Genomic DNA, 15,784 nt, shown 5'->3' on the forward strand with positions numbered 1-15,784 from the left:
TTCACAGGTTGATGACGCATCACCCGGCTGGACGGTTCATCCCAACTGCACTGTCCCTTCGGGTGGTTCGCAGTGGCCTGTTGGGGCTAGTCCACCTGGCCCCAGACCTTGTTCGGCTCGTCCGAGCAATTATCCGCTCGTACGAGCAAATGGTTTTCCCAGGGACCCCTGAGTGATTCCGTACGACCATAATGGCGCCGAAAACAGAGTCGTACCCCGCTACCCGGAATTCGGGGCGGGGTACGAGGGCCTCGGAGCCTGGATCTCAGGCCGGTGAGCCGAGCAGTGGGGCCGGAGTCACCCGATGGGTCAGCACCGGGAGCAGTTCGGCGGCCCGGTGCGGGCGGTGGGCGGCGATCCCGGGCGGGGCCGGCGCCAGCGGGACGAGCAGATCGGTGGCGGCCAGACGGCCCGTGGCGGCGTCCGCCGCGCAGTCGCCGTGCAGCCAGAGCGCGAGCATGTACAGGCCGGGAATCGACAGCAGGCGCGGCTGGTACGACTGCTGCATCACCTCCGCCTGACGCAGCGCACGCTCGGTGGACGCGATGTAGGGGCCCTCGAAGAAGTGCGAGAAGGCCCAGCCGTCCGGGGTCAGCATGGTCTCGGCCGCGGCCACCGAGCGCTCTCCGGAGCGGATCAGGAAACGCCACCCGGTCAGCCGGGTGGCGCCGCCGCCGTCCAGGACGTGTACGGGAAGTGGAAGTTCGGGCGTGACGGGTCCCTGGGCGCGCAACAGGGAAGGGGTCCGGGCCTCACGGACCGCGGTGGGCGAACCGAGTGCGGTGAGGACGGAGCGAAGTGCTGGTGCGGGAGCCGGGGGGACATGCAGCGGCATGGTGGGTCGCCTCTCATTCGACAGGCATGGTGGCGCGAGGGCGGGGGCGGACGGCGCTGTCAGCTCACGGGGTCAGAGAGGCGGGGGCCGGGGTCCGGTGAGGTGGGTACGCAGGAGAATTGCCGTACGTCACCTGACGGCAGGATCAGACCGCGGGTGCCAACCCTCTGCCTTGTTCGCGGAGTTTATACGACATGTGTTCACACGGTGTTTCGTCTAGCCGCTTTCGGTGCGCGGGGCAAGGGGTCCTTCGGTCGGCTTTACGCGGGAATCATCCTGGTCCCATGCGGACCTGACGGCGGTGACCTCGGTAAATGTCGGGGAAGCGGTCGGCCCGTTCTCGTCGGCGTTTTTCACGAGTTCTTCGGGGCACTCGGAACTGTTGAGCGCTTCATGCCGAGTGAATGTGCCACCGGTCACATCCGTCAGCTTAGCGGGCTCGGGGCCGCCGTGGGACGTTACCGATCGTTCCGGCTGGGCATCATCCCACCTGAATCAATGACGCATCGAGGAGGGACCCTTCGATGGGGGAAAAGGTCGTGGCAGGCGGGTTCGACCTGTCCGATCGCCAGCGCTACCGCGACAAGCTCCGTAGGTGCCTGACGGGGCTGGAGCGGCTCCTGGCGGAGCAGCGGTTCGATCGCCCCAAGAACCTCATGGGGATGGAGATCGAATTGAATCTCGTCGGCGCCGACGGTATGCCGAGAATGTTGAATGGGGAGGTCCTCGAGCGCATCGCAAGCCGAGATTTCCAAACAGAACTCGCCATGTTCAATCTGGAAGTCAACATAGCCCCACACCGGTTGGGGGGCAGGGTATTCGACCGGCTCGCGGAGGAACTCCGTACCTCGCTGGCATATGCCGACCGTAAAGCGGGCGAGCTCGACGCGGGAATCGTGATGATCGGCATTCTGCCGACGCTCGACCGGGACGACCTGGTCTCCTCCAACCTTTCCGACATCGACCGCTACACCCTGCTCAACGATCAGATCGTGGCCGCGCGCGGTGAGGACTTCGTCCTCGACATCGACGGGGTGGAACGCCTCACCTGCACCTCGAAGTCCATCGCCCCGGAGGCCGCCTGCACCTCCGTGCAGCTGCACCTCCAGGTCACCCCGGGCCGCTTCGCCGACGTGTGGAACGCCGCACAGGCGGTGGCCGGCGTGCAGATCGCCGTCGGCGCCAACTCGCCCTTCCTGTTCGGCCGCGAGCTGTGGTGCGAGTCCCGGCCGCCGCTCTTCCAGCAGTCCACGGATACGCGTCCGCCCGAGCTCCAGGCCCAGGGCGTACGGCCGCGCACCTGGTTCGGGGAGCGCTGGATCTCCTCGGCGTACGACCTGTTCGAGGAGAACCTGCGCTACTACCCGGCGCTCCTGCCGATCTGCGACGAGGAGGACCCGCTGAAGGTCCTCGACGAGGGCGGCGTGCCCTCGCTCGCCGAACTCGTCCTGCACAACGGCACGGTGTACCGCTGGAACCGGCCGGTCTACGGCATCGCCGACGGCGTCCCGCACCTGCGTGTCGAGAACCGGGTACTGCCCGCCGGGCCCACCATCACGGACGTCATCGCCAACGCGGCCTTCTACTACGGCCTGGTCCGCGCCCTCGCCGAGGAGCCGCGGCCGGTGTGGACCAGGCTGCCGTTCGAGGCGGCCGCGGCCAACTTCGACGCCGCGTGCCGCTACGGCATCGACGCCCGCCTCACCTGGCCCCGGCGCGGCCGGTACGGCGGCACTGTCGAGGTCGACGCGGTGAGCCTCGTACGCGACGAACTGCTGCCGCTGGCCGAGGCGGGCCTCGCGGCGTGGGGCGTCGAGCCCGCCGACCGGGACCTCTACCTCGGGGTCATCGAGGAGCGGTGCCGGCGACGGGCCAACGGGGCGTCCTGGCAGGCGGCGACGTTCCACCGGGCACTGGAGGCGGGGCTCTCCCGGGACGCGGCACTGGCGGCCACGACGCGGCGGTACGGCGAGCTGATGCACCAGGGAGAGCCGGTGCACACGTGGCCGGTGGGGTTGCCGGAGCCGGCGCCGCTGGGGTGAGACCCCCGGGGACGACAGGCGAGGGCGCCGCGCTGCGCCGTCGTGGCGGATGACCAGGGCCGGCGGAAGAGCGGCGACGGTGCGCGGCCCCCGGGTGTCAGCTGGTGCTGCCGCCCTGGGCGCCCGCCGCGACGATCGCCTTCAGGATCACCGTGTGGATCTGGGCGGGGTTGTTGACCTGCTGACCGGAGCCGCCGGTCACCTCGGCGAGCTGTTCCGCCTCCGCGCGGTCGGCGTCGGGGCCCACCGCGATCACGATCAGGGGGACCGGTCGCCGGGGATCGGAGAGTTCCTCCAACTCGGAGATCAACGACCCGCGCGAGATGCTCCCGGGGTCCTGGTTCACGCCGTCGGTCAACACGACCAGCGCGTTGAACTTGCCCTTGGCGTACGAGGAGACCGCCGACCGGTACGCGGCGAGCGTGGTGTCGTACAGCCCCGTCGCGCCGCCGGGCACCGGCTCCAGGTCGCCGAACGCCGCCGACAGCCGCTCGCGCTGGGTGCCGCCCCCGTCCGCGGTGCCGCCCAGGCGTTCCGTCGGCACCAGGACCTTGTAGTCCTTGTCGCCGTCGAGCTTGGTGGAGAACTCCCACAGCCCGATCTCGTCCTCCTGGGTGAAGGTGGCGAGGGCCTGGAGGAGGGACGCCCTGGTGACATCCATCCGGGAGCGGCCGGTGCCCGGCACGGGCTCCGACATGGAGGAGGACGCGTCCACGACCGTGGTGATCCGCGCGCTCTGCACGGTGATCGTCCAGGTCCCGAGGGCCTCCTGGAGGGCCGTCGCCGAGGCGGGCTCACCGGCCGCCTCCGTGTACGGCTGCGGCACCTTGCCCCCGGCCTTCGCGACCAGCGTGGCCGACACCTGGTCGTCGGACGTCCGGAATCCCTGGTCCGTCAGCAGCTGTTCCTGCTCGGGCTTGCGCAGATACGTCATGAACCGGATCGCCGCCCGGCTCTCGTCCGTGGACAGCCGTTTCTCGTCGACGAGTGCGTAGGGGTAGTCGAGCCGGGGTGAACCGTCGGTGGGATAGAAGAAGTCCAGACCGCTGCCCGAGTCGGCCGAGGAGTTGTACGCGAAGGACGCCTGCTCGGACAGGACCAGCCCCTGGTTGCGCTTCGGATTGCCCTGCTCGGTGCCCGTGGAGTCCCGTGGCAGCGTCTCCACGAGCTGTCCGTCGCTGTCGGAGATGCGCTGTGAGAGCGTCTTCATCATCGCCGCGGCCTGCGTCTGACCCGCTTCCCCCTGACCGGCCGCACCGCTCAGCCGGGTGAGGGCGAGCAGTCCGGTCGCGCTGCGCGCGGGGTCGGCGGCGCCCAGCCTGAGGGAGTCGCCCTGCAGAGCGGCGCCCGCCAGCTCCAACCAGCCGTACGTCTTCTTCGGCCAGCCCAGCGACTTCGCGGCGGCCGGCACCATCGCCATCCCGACCGGGCTGGAGGCCACGTTGCCGACGCGGGCCACCTCCGTCGCGCCGCCGTCCGCGGAGATCTGCTCCACCCACACGTCCGAGTCCGGCACCCACACCTGTACGCCGGGATCCTTGCCGGCCACGAGGGTGTCCCTGACCTTGTACGACTCGCGCGCGGTCACCGTGATGTCGACGCAGCGCCCGTCGGAGGTGAGGTTCTCGTCACGGGCCCGCTCCGCCGCGGTGCGCAACGCCGGGGCCAGATCGGGGGAGGCGGCGACCTCGATCCGTACCGCTTCGTCCTGGCAGGAGGAGCCGAAGGAGAACAGGCCGCCCCGGACCGCGGCCGCCGTACCGCCGGCGACGGTCAGAACGAGTGCCGTCGCGATGGCCACGGAGCGGCGTCGCGTGCGTGGGCGGGGGTCGCTGCCGCCCGCCCCATACTGATCGGGCAAGCTGTGACGTCCCATGACGGTGGTGCCCCTCCCTGTCGACTCCCCGTGCCTGGACAGCCGTATCCGGCAGGAAGGAGGGAGGTACGCCCCCGTACGGCGTCCGTCCCCCCGACGGCCTGTCGCGCACGATGTTCGTAAGTCCTCACGATGTTCGTAAGTCCCCACGATCTTCGTAAGTGCTTTCGAAGGACCTTAGCGGGGCGGCGATGGGGATGAGGCGGGATTACTCAACTGGAGGCAGGTGTGCAGGCGGAGGCAGGGGCTGTGGCCGATTCTTTTCCGCAGAGGGCGCTCTCACGGAAGTTCTTCCGTGACGAGACACTGCTCGTTCTGGGGCTTTCGCTCGGTGCGAGCGGTGTGTCCGCGCTGATCAGTTTTGTCGGATCGGTCACCAAACCAGGGGGCCTCAAGGACCAGGCGGCGACCCTCAATGCCTCGGCCGCACCCGGCCGCCCCTGGCTGGATCTCGCCTGGCAGCTCTTCGGGATCACCTCGTCCCTGGTGCCCGTACTGCTGGTCGCGCACTTCCTGCTGCGCGAGGGCGGGAGCCTGCGGACCCTCGGCTTCGACCGCACCCGGCCCGGGCCCGACCTCGCCCGCGGGGCCGGGATCGCGGCCGTGATCGGCAGCACCGGAATCGCCTTCTACCTGGCCGCGCGCGGTCTCGGCTTCAACCTCACCGTGGTGCCCGAGGCGCTGCCCGACGTGTGGTGGAAGTACCCCGTGCTGATCCTCTCGGCGATGCAGAACGCGATCCTCGAAGAGGTGATCGTCGTCGGATATCTGCTGCGTCGGCTCCATCAGTTGGGCTGGACCCCGGGCACCGCGCTGGTGGCCAGTTCCGTACTGCGCGGTAGTTACCACCTCTACCAGGGCGTCGGCGGGTTCATCGGCAACATGGTCATGGGCGTGGTGTTCGTCTACCTGTACCGGCGCTGGGGCCGGGTGGGGCCCCTGGTGGTGGCGCATTCCCTGCTCGACATCGGTGCGTTCGTGGGGTACGCGCTGCTCGCGGGGAAGGTCGGCTGGCTGCCGACGGCGTGAGGGCGACTCACCACGCCAGCAGCTCGCCCTCGATGACGGTGACCGCGCGCCCCGTCAACAGGGTGCGCTCGCCGCGCAGTTCGGTCCGGACCCGGCCGGAGCGGGGCGATGCCTGCAGTCCGGTGAGTCGTGTCCGGCCGAGGCGCTCGGACCAGTAGGGAGCCAGGGCGGTGTGGGCGCTGCCGGTGACCGGGTCCTCGTCGATGCCGACGTTCGGGAAGAAGCAGCGGGAGACGAAGTCGTAGCCGAGCGCCGGGTTCTCGGCTCGGGCGGTGGCGATGACGCCGCGCGCGGAGTAGGCGGCCAGGGCCTTATGGTCGGGGCGCAGGGCGTGCACGGCCTTCTCGTCGGGGAGTTCGAGCAGCAGGTCCCCGATGTTCGGGCCGGTGTCGAACGCGCTGACCGGCTCGGCGCCCAGCGCCTCGGCGACCCCGTCGGGAAGGCCGACCGGGGTCAGCGGGGCCGTCGGGAAGTCCAGGGTGATCGAGCCGTCCTCGCCCGGAGTCGCCGTGAGGACGCCACTGCGGGTGGCGAACCGCACCGGGCCCTCGTGGGCGCCGGTGCTGTGCAGGACGTGGGCCGTGGCGAGCGTCGCGTGACCGCACATGTTCACCTCGGTGGCGGGCGTGAACCAGCGCAACGCCCAGTCGGCCTCGCCGCCCCCGGGAAGCCGGTGGGCGAAGGCCGTCTCGGCGTGGTTGACCTCCAGGGCGATGTTCTGGAGCCGGTCGTCGTCCGGGAAGGAGTCGTCCAGGAGCAGGACCCCGGCGGGGTTGCCGGCGAAGGGGCGGTCGGTGAAGGCGTCGACGATTCGGATGCGCATGGCGCGACGGTACGGCGTGCTCTCGTCGCCGGGACAAGGCCAATTACGGGGTGCTGGACTCATTTTCGGTCCATGAGGTGATCCGGGTCGCGACCCGTCCCTGATCCCGGCCGATCGGCGCCTCACGGACCGGGCCCCGGCGACAGAGGACGCACCGTGGCGGAGCACACTCATGTCCTCGCGATCGGCCTTGCTGACGGCGATCGGCGCTGCTCACCGCGATCGGTCCTGCTCTGCGATCGGCTTTGCTGATCGCACCGGTCATGGCCGCGGACGTGCAGGTGCGCGAGAGCGTGTCCAAGGTGCCTGCTGCGTGAGATTCTCGACGGCGGCCACGACGGGATGGCCTGACGGCCGCCGTCCGCAAGAGCCTGCACGCGGCGTCAGGTCGCGCAGTGCGCAGGAGGACGGCGAGGGCTGTTCGGTGTCCTCGCACCTGATGTCGTCCGTGTCGGTCGGCGGCGCCGTCGAGCAGGCTTCACCGCGGCAGGGTCGTCACCGCCGGGTCGCCGGGCAAGCCGCCCGCGAAGTCCTGGCTGCATCGCCAGGTCCGTGTCGACGTCGAACGCTTCACGGACATGTACGGCGTCCACGACCCGGGGTCCCGAGCTGCACAGTGTCGGGAGTCCCAAGACCCTGTGGCCGGGTCGGCGACGGAGCGGCATCCTGCCCATTGCGCGATGACCGGCGAGCGTTCATTATCAGGAATCCTGTTACTTTAACCTTGTACTGGTAGGTGCCTCGCCATGCTGTTCAGCCCCCGAATCAAGGCCAGAGGGATCCAGCTCCTGCTCGGCCGGGTGATGTCCCGCGTGCACGAGGACCTGCAGTTCACCGACATCCCGGCCGTCACGGAGACCCTTCGGGTGGAGACCGGCGCCGGACCGGTGACGTGCACCGTCTACCGCCCGTCGGACACCGCCGGCGACCCCGCCCCCGTGTACGTCAACTTCCACGGGGGCGGGTTCGTGATCGCCCGGCCCGAGCAGGACGACCACATCTGCCGCTACATCGCCGCCACGGCCGGCTGTGTCGTGATCAACGTCGATTACGCCGTCGCCCCGCAACGGCAGTTCCCCGTCCCTGTCGACCAGGCCTACGACGTCACCGCGTGGGTCGCCGAGAACGGTGCCGCCGGCGGCTGGGACGGCTCCCGCCTCGCCGTGGGCGGACACAGCGCCGGGGCCAACCTGACCGCCGCGGTCTGCCGCCTGGCCAGGGAGCGCGGCACCTTCTCGCCCCGGCTCCAGATCCTCGACTCGGGGCCCTTCGACCAGGTCGCCGACCCGGCCACGAAGCGGTCCCTCATCGCCAAGCCGCTGCTGACCCCCCAACTCATGCGGATCTTCACCGCCGCCTACGTCCCCGACCCCGCCGACCGTGCCCAGCCCCTCGTCTCGCCGAGCTTCGCCGACGACCTCGCCGGACTCCCGCCCGCCCTGGTCGTCACCGCGGAGAACGACCGTCTGCGCGACGAGGGAGACGCGTACGCCAAGGCCCTGGAGGCCGCCGGGGTCCCGGTCATCCACCGCACCTTCGAGGGCGTCGACCACTACTTCACCCACACCGGCCCGGTACCCGCCGGTAAGGAGGCCATCGACCTGATGGCCACCACCTTGCGCACCGCTCTGAACGACTGACATCGGCCGGGCGCATCAAGGGAGTTGCGTTCCCGCGCCACCCCGGGTGAGCAGCCCGTCGGTGCCGCTCCGAGTGGTGGTGCGGCGGCGACGGCCGAGGTCGTCACAGCGCCACACTGCCCAGGCGCACGGCCCCACTCCTCGAGTGGTGGCCGCCGTAGGTCCCGGGATGCGCTGGTCGTTGGGCGCCGCGTCCGGTGCGGCGCATGACGCGGTGTCTCCTCGTGGCCGCGGCGCGCGACGCAGGGACGCTGGTGCTCGCGGCCGCGCGGGAAGTCGCCGCTCCCCCTGCCGGGGTTCATCGCGGGGGACCTCCCGTTGCCGGAGCCCTCCGCGTCCTGTCAGGCGACGCGGAGGATGCTCTTGCCGAGGGTCGTGCCTTCGGCGAGGCGCCGCACAGCGGTGGCCAGGTCCCCGAGGGCGTACTCGGCGGTGATGTCCGTGCGGACCTTGCCGTCGGCGACGAGGTCGAGTGCGCGGCGGGCACTGTCGGCGAGCCGCTCCGGGTCGGTCCGGCCGAGCAGGTTGCTGTTGTAGGTCAGGAGCGACTTGCCGTGCATGAGGAGGTCGTTGGTGTCGGCGAGGACGGGTTCGTACGTGGCCAGGTTGCCGTAGGCCACCAGTCGGCCGTGTGCGGCGAGTCGCTGGAGACCGAGGGTGCGGGTCGAGCCGCCGACCGGGTCGAGGATGACGTCGGGCTTCTCGTCGCCGAGCTTGGCCGGGAACTCCTCACGGAGCAGGACACGGTCGTACCCGAACTGTGCGGCGTAGTCGGCCCTGTCCGCGGTGCCGACCACGCCGGTGATCCAGTCTGCTCCGGCGAGTCGGGCGAACTGGGCGGCGAGCGTGCCCACCGAGCCGGCGGCGGCGTGGATCAGCACGCTTTCGCCGGGTCGCACGTGCGCGGCCGTGTTGATGAGGTCGTAGGCGGTCGGTGCGCCCCAGCCGAGGCCTGCGGCTGTCCTCAGCGGCACGCTGCCGATCTCCAGCGTGAGCGCGGCGGGCGCCAGGACCACCTCGGCACAGGCGCCTGAGCCGGTCAGCGTGGTGACGGCGGCACCGACACGGCCTGCGTCGACACCCTCGCCGACGGCGATGATGTGCCCGGACGCCTCGAACCCCGGGACGAAGGGGCGCGGCACGGCGAAGTGGCCGTCCCGGACCATGGTGTCGCCCCACTGGATCCCGGCGTAGGCCACACGGATCGCCACCTCGCCGGGGCCGGGGGTGGGCTCGTCGAGTTCGGCGATCCGGTAGTGGTCGTCGGTATCGAGAACAACAGCCTTCATGGTTACAGCCCCCTGCGTTGACTCAGTATCCTTACAGTCAGGCAGTGTCCTGACCAACATGGAGGCCAAGGAACTCATCCGCCGTGAGGCGTCCCCGGTGCATGCCAAGGTGCAGATCGCCACCCTGACTGACGAAGGGCGGTCCCTGCTGGACCGCGCCTACCAGGAGGTGACCGTCCTCGAGCGCGCGCTCACCGACGCGTTCACGCCCCCCGAACATGCCGCACTGTGCGACCTTCTGGAACGCGCCACCGCAGTCCTGATCCGGCAGACGCGCCACGCGCCGGCCCCGCCCGTCACCTGAGACCGCGGCCGCCACGCCCTGGCGTCGGCGTTCCGGACGGACCGCGAGACTCGTGTCGGCCGTCTGGAGTGTCGAGGTGTTCTCTCTCGGCCCGGTCGGATCCGTGTCTCGGATGATCTGGGCCGATTCGCCCCGCTCGTCTCAGGTGGTCTCTTGGCGTTGGTGCTGTTGTCGGTGCGGGCGGCAGGTGATCGTCCTCGTCACGGCCCGGACCGGCGGCATCACCGCACCGACTCCAGAATGCGGCCGAGTGTCCGGCGCCCCATGCTGCTCATCGTCGGATTGCTCCCGGCGTAGTACCAGACCAGACCCATGGCCTGTTCGAAAGCCCACGCCTTGCCGCGCTCCCACTCCAGGTCGTCGCAGCCCAGTGCCTTCCGGAGCACTTCCCGCGGGCCCGGCTGCAGAAGATGCCAGGCGCTGATCAGATCCAGCGCGGGATCGGCCGGACCGAAGCCGCCGGTGTCCAGGACGCCGCTGAGCCGGCCCTGCGCGACCAGTACGTTGCCGGGGATCAAGTCGCGATGGCTCATCACGTCGGCATCCGTGCGCGGCAACTCCCTGAGACGGCCCCACAGCTTGCGCAGCGGGACCACGTCGAGCAGCCCCTCACTCCTCTCGAAACACTCGGTCATCCAGTCGTCGTGGTGCGTGAGAACGCCGCCACGGCCCTCCCCGTTGAAGACCCGCCCCCGCGTGGCGGCCTCCCGCAGATCTGCGATGAAGGCCGCAAGGTCCTCGGCGAAAGCGTCCGACCCGCTCGGGTCGGTTTCCGTGGCCACCGTTCCCGGCAGCCATGTCTGGACCGACCACGGCATGGGATAGCCCGCTCCAGGCTCTCCCAGGGCGACAGGCTCAGGGGCAGGGAGTCGCGAGACCTGCGCCAGCTCCGCGCTTGCCCGGGCTTCCTGTTGCAGACACGTCAGCGCCTCGGCGGCATCGGCCGGACGCAGTGGGAAACGCGCCGAGAGGTCGTTCCCGATGCGGAAGATGGCGTTGACCGTCCCGGTCGACGGCAGGAGTCGTACCGTCTTGCCGCTCCACTTAGGGAACTGTGTCCGGATCAAAGCCGCAACGGTCTCGGTGGTCACGTCCACCTGGTCGTCGTGCATGGTCATCTCTCGCGCGCTCTTCCGCTAGTCGGACCTGAAACGTCGGAAGCAGACCAGATCAACTTTCACGGCCTCCGGAAGTAAATGGGGGGTGCTCCTCACCTTTGTCTCGGCGAGGCGGTAGGGCCGGGCGTCAGGCGACGGCCGGGAAACGGCGAGCTGGTGGACGGGGAGCCGGTGCGTACTCGTACGCGGGCGTGGACGGACGCCGATGTGGCTGACCGAGGAGTTTCCTGATCACGCCGAGGCCGACGCCTGGTCCCGCATCACGAGCGGCGGTCGGGGTGGAGTGTTTCACTCAGCTCCGACCACTCCCACTGGGAGCAGGGCAGCCCCGGGGGCGTGCCGGGGACCGGCTGAGCGAAGGTCCGCCGCCGCTCGGTTCCTGCCGCCGAACTCTCAGCCGGTGCCACCAGGGCCGCGGATCATCCGGCTCCACAGGCGCGTCCGGCAGCGCCGAAAAGGCGCCGGCCTTTGCGTGCCAGCCGCGGAACACGCCATGGAACACCGGGTGGGGCTCGCGCGGTGAGGGGCCCTTCAGGGAAGCCATTGTGCCCTCCTTCGCTTGGTCCGTTACCGTTAACGTGACCGTTAACGAGATTCTTGCCCAGGGGAGCGGATTCCGTCAACGCCGCCGCCGCACGGCTCACGATCCGCGGCGGCGCTCTGGCGCGGCGCCGCTCTCGTGGCGGTGCGGGGCCGGTGATGGCCCGGCAGGCCGGTGAACCTGGTTGACTTGGACGCAGGGCGGCACAGGAACAGAAGTGAGTGGGCAGCGTGGCCGGACAGCGGGATACGGAAGATCAGCGGGCGCGGGGTGTGAGAACCGTCAAGCGCGTCACGCTCCGCGACGTTGCCCAGGCGGCAGGCGTGTCCCACCAGACCGTCTCCCGGGCGATCAACGGCAAGGGTGAGATCGACCCGAGGACTCAGCAACGAGTGCTCGATGTCGCAAAGCAACTGCGGTACCGGCCCAGCCGGTTCGGCCGGGGGCTGGTCCGCCCGGACGTCGTGTCCGTCGGGCTCATCGTCCCCGACGTGGTCAACCCCTTCTTCCCGGAGTTCGTGGCGGGCGTGATCGCGGCCGCGGACGAACGCGACTGGCAGGTGCTTGTGGCCAGCACCGAGAACGATCGATCCCGGGAGCTGGCCCTGGTCCGCTCACTCGGCCAGCAGGTGGACGCTCTTGTCGGCTACATCAGCCATCCCGATGCCCAGCTCGAGCCGTATGTGGGCACCGTGCCGCTGGTTCTGGTCGACCGAGGGCTGGACTCGTCGAACCACGCGGTGGTCCACATCGACACCGCGGCCGGAATCCGGGCCGGGATGCAGCACCTCATCGACCGGGGCCACCGCCGGATCGGCATGATCGACTGCGAGTGCGTGAGCGCCCCGATGGTCCGCCGCGGCACCTTCCTCGACGTCGTCGGCGAAAATGCGCTGCCCGTCGACGAGGGCTGGATTGTCATGGGTGAGCAGTCCCCGGCCGGGGGCGCCGCCGCGTTCGAGGCGCTGCACGCCGCGCGCCCGGACCTCACCGCCGTGGTCGCCTTCAACGACCTGGTGGCGATCGGCGCGCTCCGGGCCGCCCGCCGGCTTGGCGTCCAAGTGCCGGACGACTGCGCACTGGTCGGCTACGACGGCCTCAGCGTCGTCGATCTGGTCGACCCGCCACTGACCACCCTCCACCTCGACAAGCGACGGCTCGGTGAACTGGCCATCCACCAGGTCGACCGACTCCTCACAGGGGAGCTGCCGCCCCCTATCGTCCTGACGCCGACCTTGAATGTCCGCGGCACGACGTGACCCACCTTTGACCTGGAAGTGAGCGGGAGGGCGGTGGGTTGGTCCGGCCGGCGTGACGCGCGCTTACGGGCTCGCCAGCCAATCGGTGTACCAGGTTCGGAAGCCGGAGCTCATCGGTACGAAGCCGCCCCAGTCAGGGTCGAGCTGCCAGACCTCTCCTGTGTGCGGGCCGTTCAGGATGAGGCGGGTGTAGATGCCGCAGCCCTGTTCGGCCAGCATGAGCGTGCCCCGGGTCGGAGCGACGGGTGTCCTGATCGGACCGGGCAGGGGTTCTGCGAGCGGGAACGGCTCGGCGAGGCGGCCCGGCAGCCGGTCCTCCTCCCACTCGGCGTCCGCAGCCCACCCCTCGTCGGCCTCCGGACGGGGGACGGTCAACGGCAGCACGCCGTGTTCGGGCCCGGCCGGGCCGTTGCCGACCTCCGCGACGAAGGACCGGTACTCCACCGGTAGAGCGATGCCGTGCGATTCCTCGAACGCCCGGATCTCCGTCTCCGGCAGCCGGGGCGCCAGCGCGTACCCATGCGTGTGCGCCCCGAATCGCTTCCGCTCCGGGTCCCGTGCAGCCATCTCCCGTATCCGTGCGCGAACGCCGTCCTCGTCCCAGTTCGCCATCCTGCGAGCCTAACGACGACGCCCGCGCCGCGGCCGCGCGGTGCGGCTGACTACGCGACCGTGTGCTGCGATGACACTCGGCACCGACCGAAGGGCATAAGGGCCTTGCCATGCGAACAGTACCGATATATCGTTGAAGCATCGCGACAGATCAACGATGGAATGGAGTGATTGCGATGCGTTCCCATGGATTCGAGCGTGGACATGGTGGTGCCGGTCGTCAGGGCCGAGGCGGGTTCGAGGGCCTGCGTGGCGCCTTCGGGCCTTTCGGCCCGGGTGGTCCCGGTGGTCCCGGCTTCGGCGGCCCGGGGTTCGGCCCTGGGCCCTGGGGGCCGAGGGGGAGGGGTGGACCCAGGGGAAGGGCGCGGCGCGGTGACGTGCGTGCCTCGATCCTGGCCCTGCTCAAGGACCGGCCGATGCACGGCTACGAGATGATCCAGGAGATCGCCGAGCGCAGTGGCGGGGCGTGGAAGCCCAGCCCCGGCTCGGTGTACCCCACCCTCCAACTGCTGGAGGACGAGGGCCTGATCGTCAGTGAGACCGAGGGCGGCAAGAAGCTGTTCTCGCTCACCGAGCCCGGCCGCACCGCGGCCGACGAGGGTCCCGACGCGCCCTGGGAGGAAGCCTCCCGAGGCATCGACTTCGAGGCGCTCGGCGAGATCCGGCAGGCCGGTTTCGGTCTGATGGAGGCCTTCGGCCAGGTCTGGAAGACCGGCAACAAGGAACAGCGCGACAAGGCGGTGGCCGTCATCAACGAGGCCCGCAAGAAGCTGTACCTGATCCTCGCCGACGAGCACTGACAGTCGGACGGCGATCGAGAGGCGCCCCGTGGAGCGATCCGCGGGGCGCCCTCATGTGTGCCGCGCTCACTCCACCAGTCCGGCCAGCTTCCGCAGCGACTCGTTCAGGGCGGCCGTTCCCGAGTCCTTCAGTTTGCCCGCCATCAGTGAGACGGCGGCGCCCGTGAACTCCCCGTCGATGCGGACCGTGGTGGCGTCGCCGTCGGGGGCCAGGGTGTAGCGCGTGGCGACGCTCACCGCCATCGGGCCCTTGCCCCGGATGGCGAACAGCCGGGCCGGCTCCACCTGGTCGATGGTCCACTCGACCTCGGCGGGGAAGCCCATCAGCTTCATGTTCTCCTGGAAGGTTCCGCCCACTTCGAGAACGGTCGGGCCGCCCTTGGGGAAGCTGGTGTGGGTCGCGTTCCACTCCCCGTACGAGGACCAGTCCGTGAGCTGTGCCCAGACCTTCTCCGCGGGGGCCTGGATACGTGCTTCCGCGCTGATTTCGGCCATGCGACCACCTCTTCGTAGCGGGCTGTGGTGTCGCGGAAAGTAGCCGCAGCGGGGGCAACATTCAATACTGATGAACCGTCAGAACATGTGGAGGCCCGCTCAGCCGACCTTCCGTATCACCGCCGCGTCGAAAAGGTCCCACGCGCGCGGGAACGTGCTCTCGTCGTGGCAGTGCCACGCCTCCCAGAACAGGTCGGCGAGCAGTGCGTCCTCCGGGGCGTACACCCGGTACACGTACTGCTTGCCGTCCACGGCCGGCAGCGCCACCAGCCAGCTCCTGCTCTCCACGCCTGTGTGGGACGAGTGGCGTCGCACTGCGGTTGCGCAAGGGGCGTACGGCAAGGCGGCGCGCGCCGATCGGGGCGGAAAGGCGTGATCTCATCCCCAGGGAGGAGATTCCGGCGCCCCGGGTCCGCACAGCGTGGGACCCGAAGATGCTTCCCCTCGGGGATGACTCGGTCCGGCGGGGCTGATGAGGTGGGGGATGTGCACCCCCGTATCCCTCGGCAGTCGGCTCGCGAACAGGGCGGCCCGCCGGTCGGCCCCGACAACGATGCCAGGCTCAGCGCGGAACTGGCGGCGGTGGTGTCCGGTGCCCGCAGACGCGCGCTCCGGGACGGGGACCGGCAGATCGACACGGCTCATCTGCTGCACTCGCTGCTGGACGCCGACGCCGAGGTGTACGCCGTTTTCGAGCGTGAGCCCCAGTTGTCCCGGCTGCTCGGCTATCTCGTGCAGCGCAGCATCGGCTACGGACTGCGCTGGCAGGGGGCCGTGGAGGACTCCGGCGCCGTCCCCGTCGTGGCGACGGCCGAGGGCTTCTCGCCGCTCGCCGCGAGCGCGATGGAAGACGCCTGCGCCCGCGCCGGGTCCCGTGGCGGCGGACCCGCCCGCGGGCTCGACCTGCTCGCGGCGATCCTGGTGGACCCGGGGTCCCGGGCCGTGGAGGTGCTCACCCGCGCCGGAATCGACGCCCGGGACGTGTTCGTGCGGCTCGACGAACGCCGACCGGGAGGCCTCTGGGGTCGCCCGCCGCATCTCGGCCACTGAGGCGGCCCCACCGGAGGCACGGTCCAGCCGCTGAGACAGGAGTCAACGGGGATGACGCTCATGTCGTCCCC

The 15,784-nt window shown here is 70.1% G+C and carries 15 protein-coding genes; 7 read left to right on the forward strand and 8 right to left on the reverse strand.

Going from position 1 to position 15,784, the window contains the following annotated elements:
- Positions 1-265: 265 nt before the first annotated feature.
- The gene (locus ACFYRX_RS25285) at positions 266-835 is read right to left on the reverse strand and encodes a hypothetical protein (RefSeq protein WP_389103799.1); all 570 of its coding nucleotides are present in this window, start codon (positions 833-835) and stop codon (positions 266-268) included.
- Between the two features lie 524 nt (positions 836-1,359).
- On the opposite strand from ACFYRX_RS25285, the gene ACFYRX_RS25290 reads away from it, so the two are divergent.
- Positions 1,360-2,877, forward strand: coding sequence for a glutamate--cysteine ligase (locus ACFYRX_RS25290; protein ID WP_389103802.1), 1,518 nt, complete (start codon positions 1,360-1,362; stop codon positions 2,875-2,877).
- Between the two features lie 97 nt (positions 2,878-2,974).
- On the opposite strand, the gene ACFYRX_RS25295 is transcribed toward ACFYRX_RS25290, so the two are convergent.
- The gene (locus ACFYRX_RS25295; protein WP_389103804.1) at positions 2,975-4,753 is read right to left on the reverse strand and encodes a substrate-binding and VWA domain-containing protein; all 1,779 of its coding nucleotides are present in this window, start codon (positions 4,751-4,753) and stop codon (positions 2,975-2,977) included.
- Positions 4,754-4,981: 228 nt separating this feature from the next.
- On the opposite strand from ACFYRX_RS25295, the gene ACFYRX_RS25300 reads away from it, so the two are divergent.
- Complete coding sequence (locus tag ACFYRX_RS25300) at positions 4,982-5,782, forward strand: CPBP family intramembrane glutamic endopeptidase (RefSeq protein WP_389103807.1); 801 nt, start codon at positions 4,982-4,984, stop codon at positions 5,780-5,782.
- A gap of 7 nt (positions 5,783-5,789) precedes the next feature.
- On the opposite strand, the gene ACFYRX_RS25305 is transcribed toward ACFYRX_RS25300, so the two are convergent.
- Positions 5,790-6,605, reverse strand: coding sequence for a PhzF family phenazine biosynthesis protein (locus ACFYRX_RS25305; protein WP_389103810.1), 816 nt, complete (start codon positions 6,603-6,605; stop codon positions 5,790-5,792).
- Positions 6,606-7,351: 746 nt separating this feature from the next.
- Here ACFYRX_RS25305 and ACFYRX_RS25310 point away from each other — a divergent pair.
- Complete coding sequence (locus ACFYRX_RS25310; RefSeq protein WP_389103813.1) at positions 7,352-8,245, forward strand: alpha/beta hydrolase; 894 nt, start codon at positions 7,352-7,354, stop codon at positions 8,243-8,245.
- Between the two features lie 341 nt (positions 8,246-8,586).
- Here ACFYRX_RS25310 and ACFYRX_RS25315 read toward each other — a convergent pair whose 3' ends face one another.
- Positions 8,587-9,534, reverse strand: coding sequence for a zinc-binding alcohol dehydrogenase family protein (locus ACFYRX_RS25315; RefSeq protein ID WP_389103816.1), 948 nt, complete (start codon positions 9,532-9,534; stop codon positions 8,587-8,589).
- A 58-nt stretch (positions 9,535-9,592) separates the two neighbouring features.
- Between ACFYRX_RS25315 and ACFYRX_RS25320 the strand changes: the two genes are divergently transcribed.
- Positions 9,593-9,838: a MarR family winged helix-turn-helix transcriptional regulator gene (locus ACFYRX_RS25320; protein ID WP_389103818.1), complete on the forward strand. Its 246-nt coding sequence runs from the start codon at positions 9,593-9,595 to the stop codon at positions 9,836-9,838.
- A gap of 221 nt (positions 9,839-10,059) precedes the next feature.
- On the opposite strand, the gene ACFYRX_RS25325 is transcribed toward ACFYRX_RS25320, so the two are convergent.
- Positions 10,060-10,956 carry an aminoglycoside phosphotransferase family protein gene (locus ACFYRX_RS25325; RefSeq protein WP_389103821.1) on the reverse strand — a complete coding sequence of 299 codons (897 nt, stop codon included), beginning with the start codon at positions 10,954-10,956 and terminating at the stop codon, positions 10,060-10,062.
- Between the two features lie 762 nt (positions 10,957-11,718).
- Between ACFYRX_RS25325 and ACFYRX_RS25330 the strand changes: the two genes are divergently transcribed.
- On the forward strand, positions 11,719-12,756 hold the full coding sequence (locus ACFYRX_RS25330; protein ID WP_389103824.1) for a LacI family DNA-binding transcriptional regulator: 1,038 nt from the start codon (positions 11,719-11,721) through the stop codon (positions 12,754-12,756).
- Between the two features lie 63 nt (positions 12,757-12,819).
- Here the strand turns inward: ACFYRX_RS25330 and ACFYRX_RS25335 are convergent, their stop codons facing one another.
- On the reverse strand, positions 12,820-13,368 hold the full coding sequence (locus ACFYRX_RS25335; protein WP_389103826.1) for an SMI1/KNR4 family protein: 549 nt from the start codon (positions 13,366-13,368) through the stop codon (positions 12,820-12,822).
- Between the two features lie 176 nt (positions 13,369-13,544).
- On the opposite strand from ACFYRX_RS25335, the gene ACFYRX_RS25340 reads away from it, so the two are divergent.
- Positions 13,545-14,168, forward strand: a complete 624-nt coding sequence (locus ACFYRX_RS25340) for a PadR family transcriptional regulator (RefSeq protein WP_389103828.1) — start codon at positions 13,545-13,547, stop codon at positions 14,166-14,168.
- A gap of 66 nt (positions 14,169-14,234) precedes the next feature.
- Here ACFYRX_RS25340 and ACFYRX_RS25345 read toward each other — a convergent pair whose 3' ends face one another.
- Complete coding sequence (locus ACFYRX_RS25345) at positions 14,235-14,663, reverse strand: SRPBCC family protein (RefSeq protein ID WP_389103830.1); 429 nt, start codon at positions 14,661-14,663, stop codon at positions 14,235-14,237.
- Between the two features lie 99 nt (positions 14,664-14,762).
- The gene (locus tag ACFYRX_RS25350) at positions 14,763-14,951 is read right to left on the reverse strand and encodes a hypothetical protein (RefSeq protein ID WP_389104662.1); all 189 of its coding nucleotides are present in this window, start codon (positions 14,949-14,951) and stop codon (positions 14,763-14,765) included.
- 198 nt (positions 14,952-15,149) lie between these two features.
- Between ACFYRX_RS25350 and ACFYRX_RS25355 the strand changes: the two genes are divergently transcribed.
- Positions 15,150-15,713 carry a Clp protease N-terminal domain-containing protein gene (locus ACFYRX_RS25355; RefSeq protein ID WP_389103833.1) on the forward strand — a complete coding sequence of 188 codons (564 nt, stop codon included), beginning with the start codon at positions 15,150-15,152 and terminating at the stop codon, positions 15,711-15,713.
- Positions 15,714-15,784 lie beyond the last annotated feature (71 nt).

This window comes from Streptomyces sp. NPDC005374, from assembly GCF_042872225.1.
Taxonomy (GTDB): domain Bacteria; phylum Actinomycetota; class Actinomycetes; order Streptomycetales; family Streptomycetaceae; genus Streptomyces.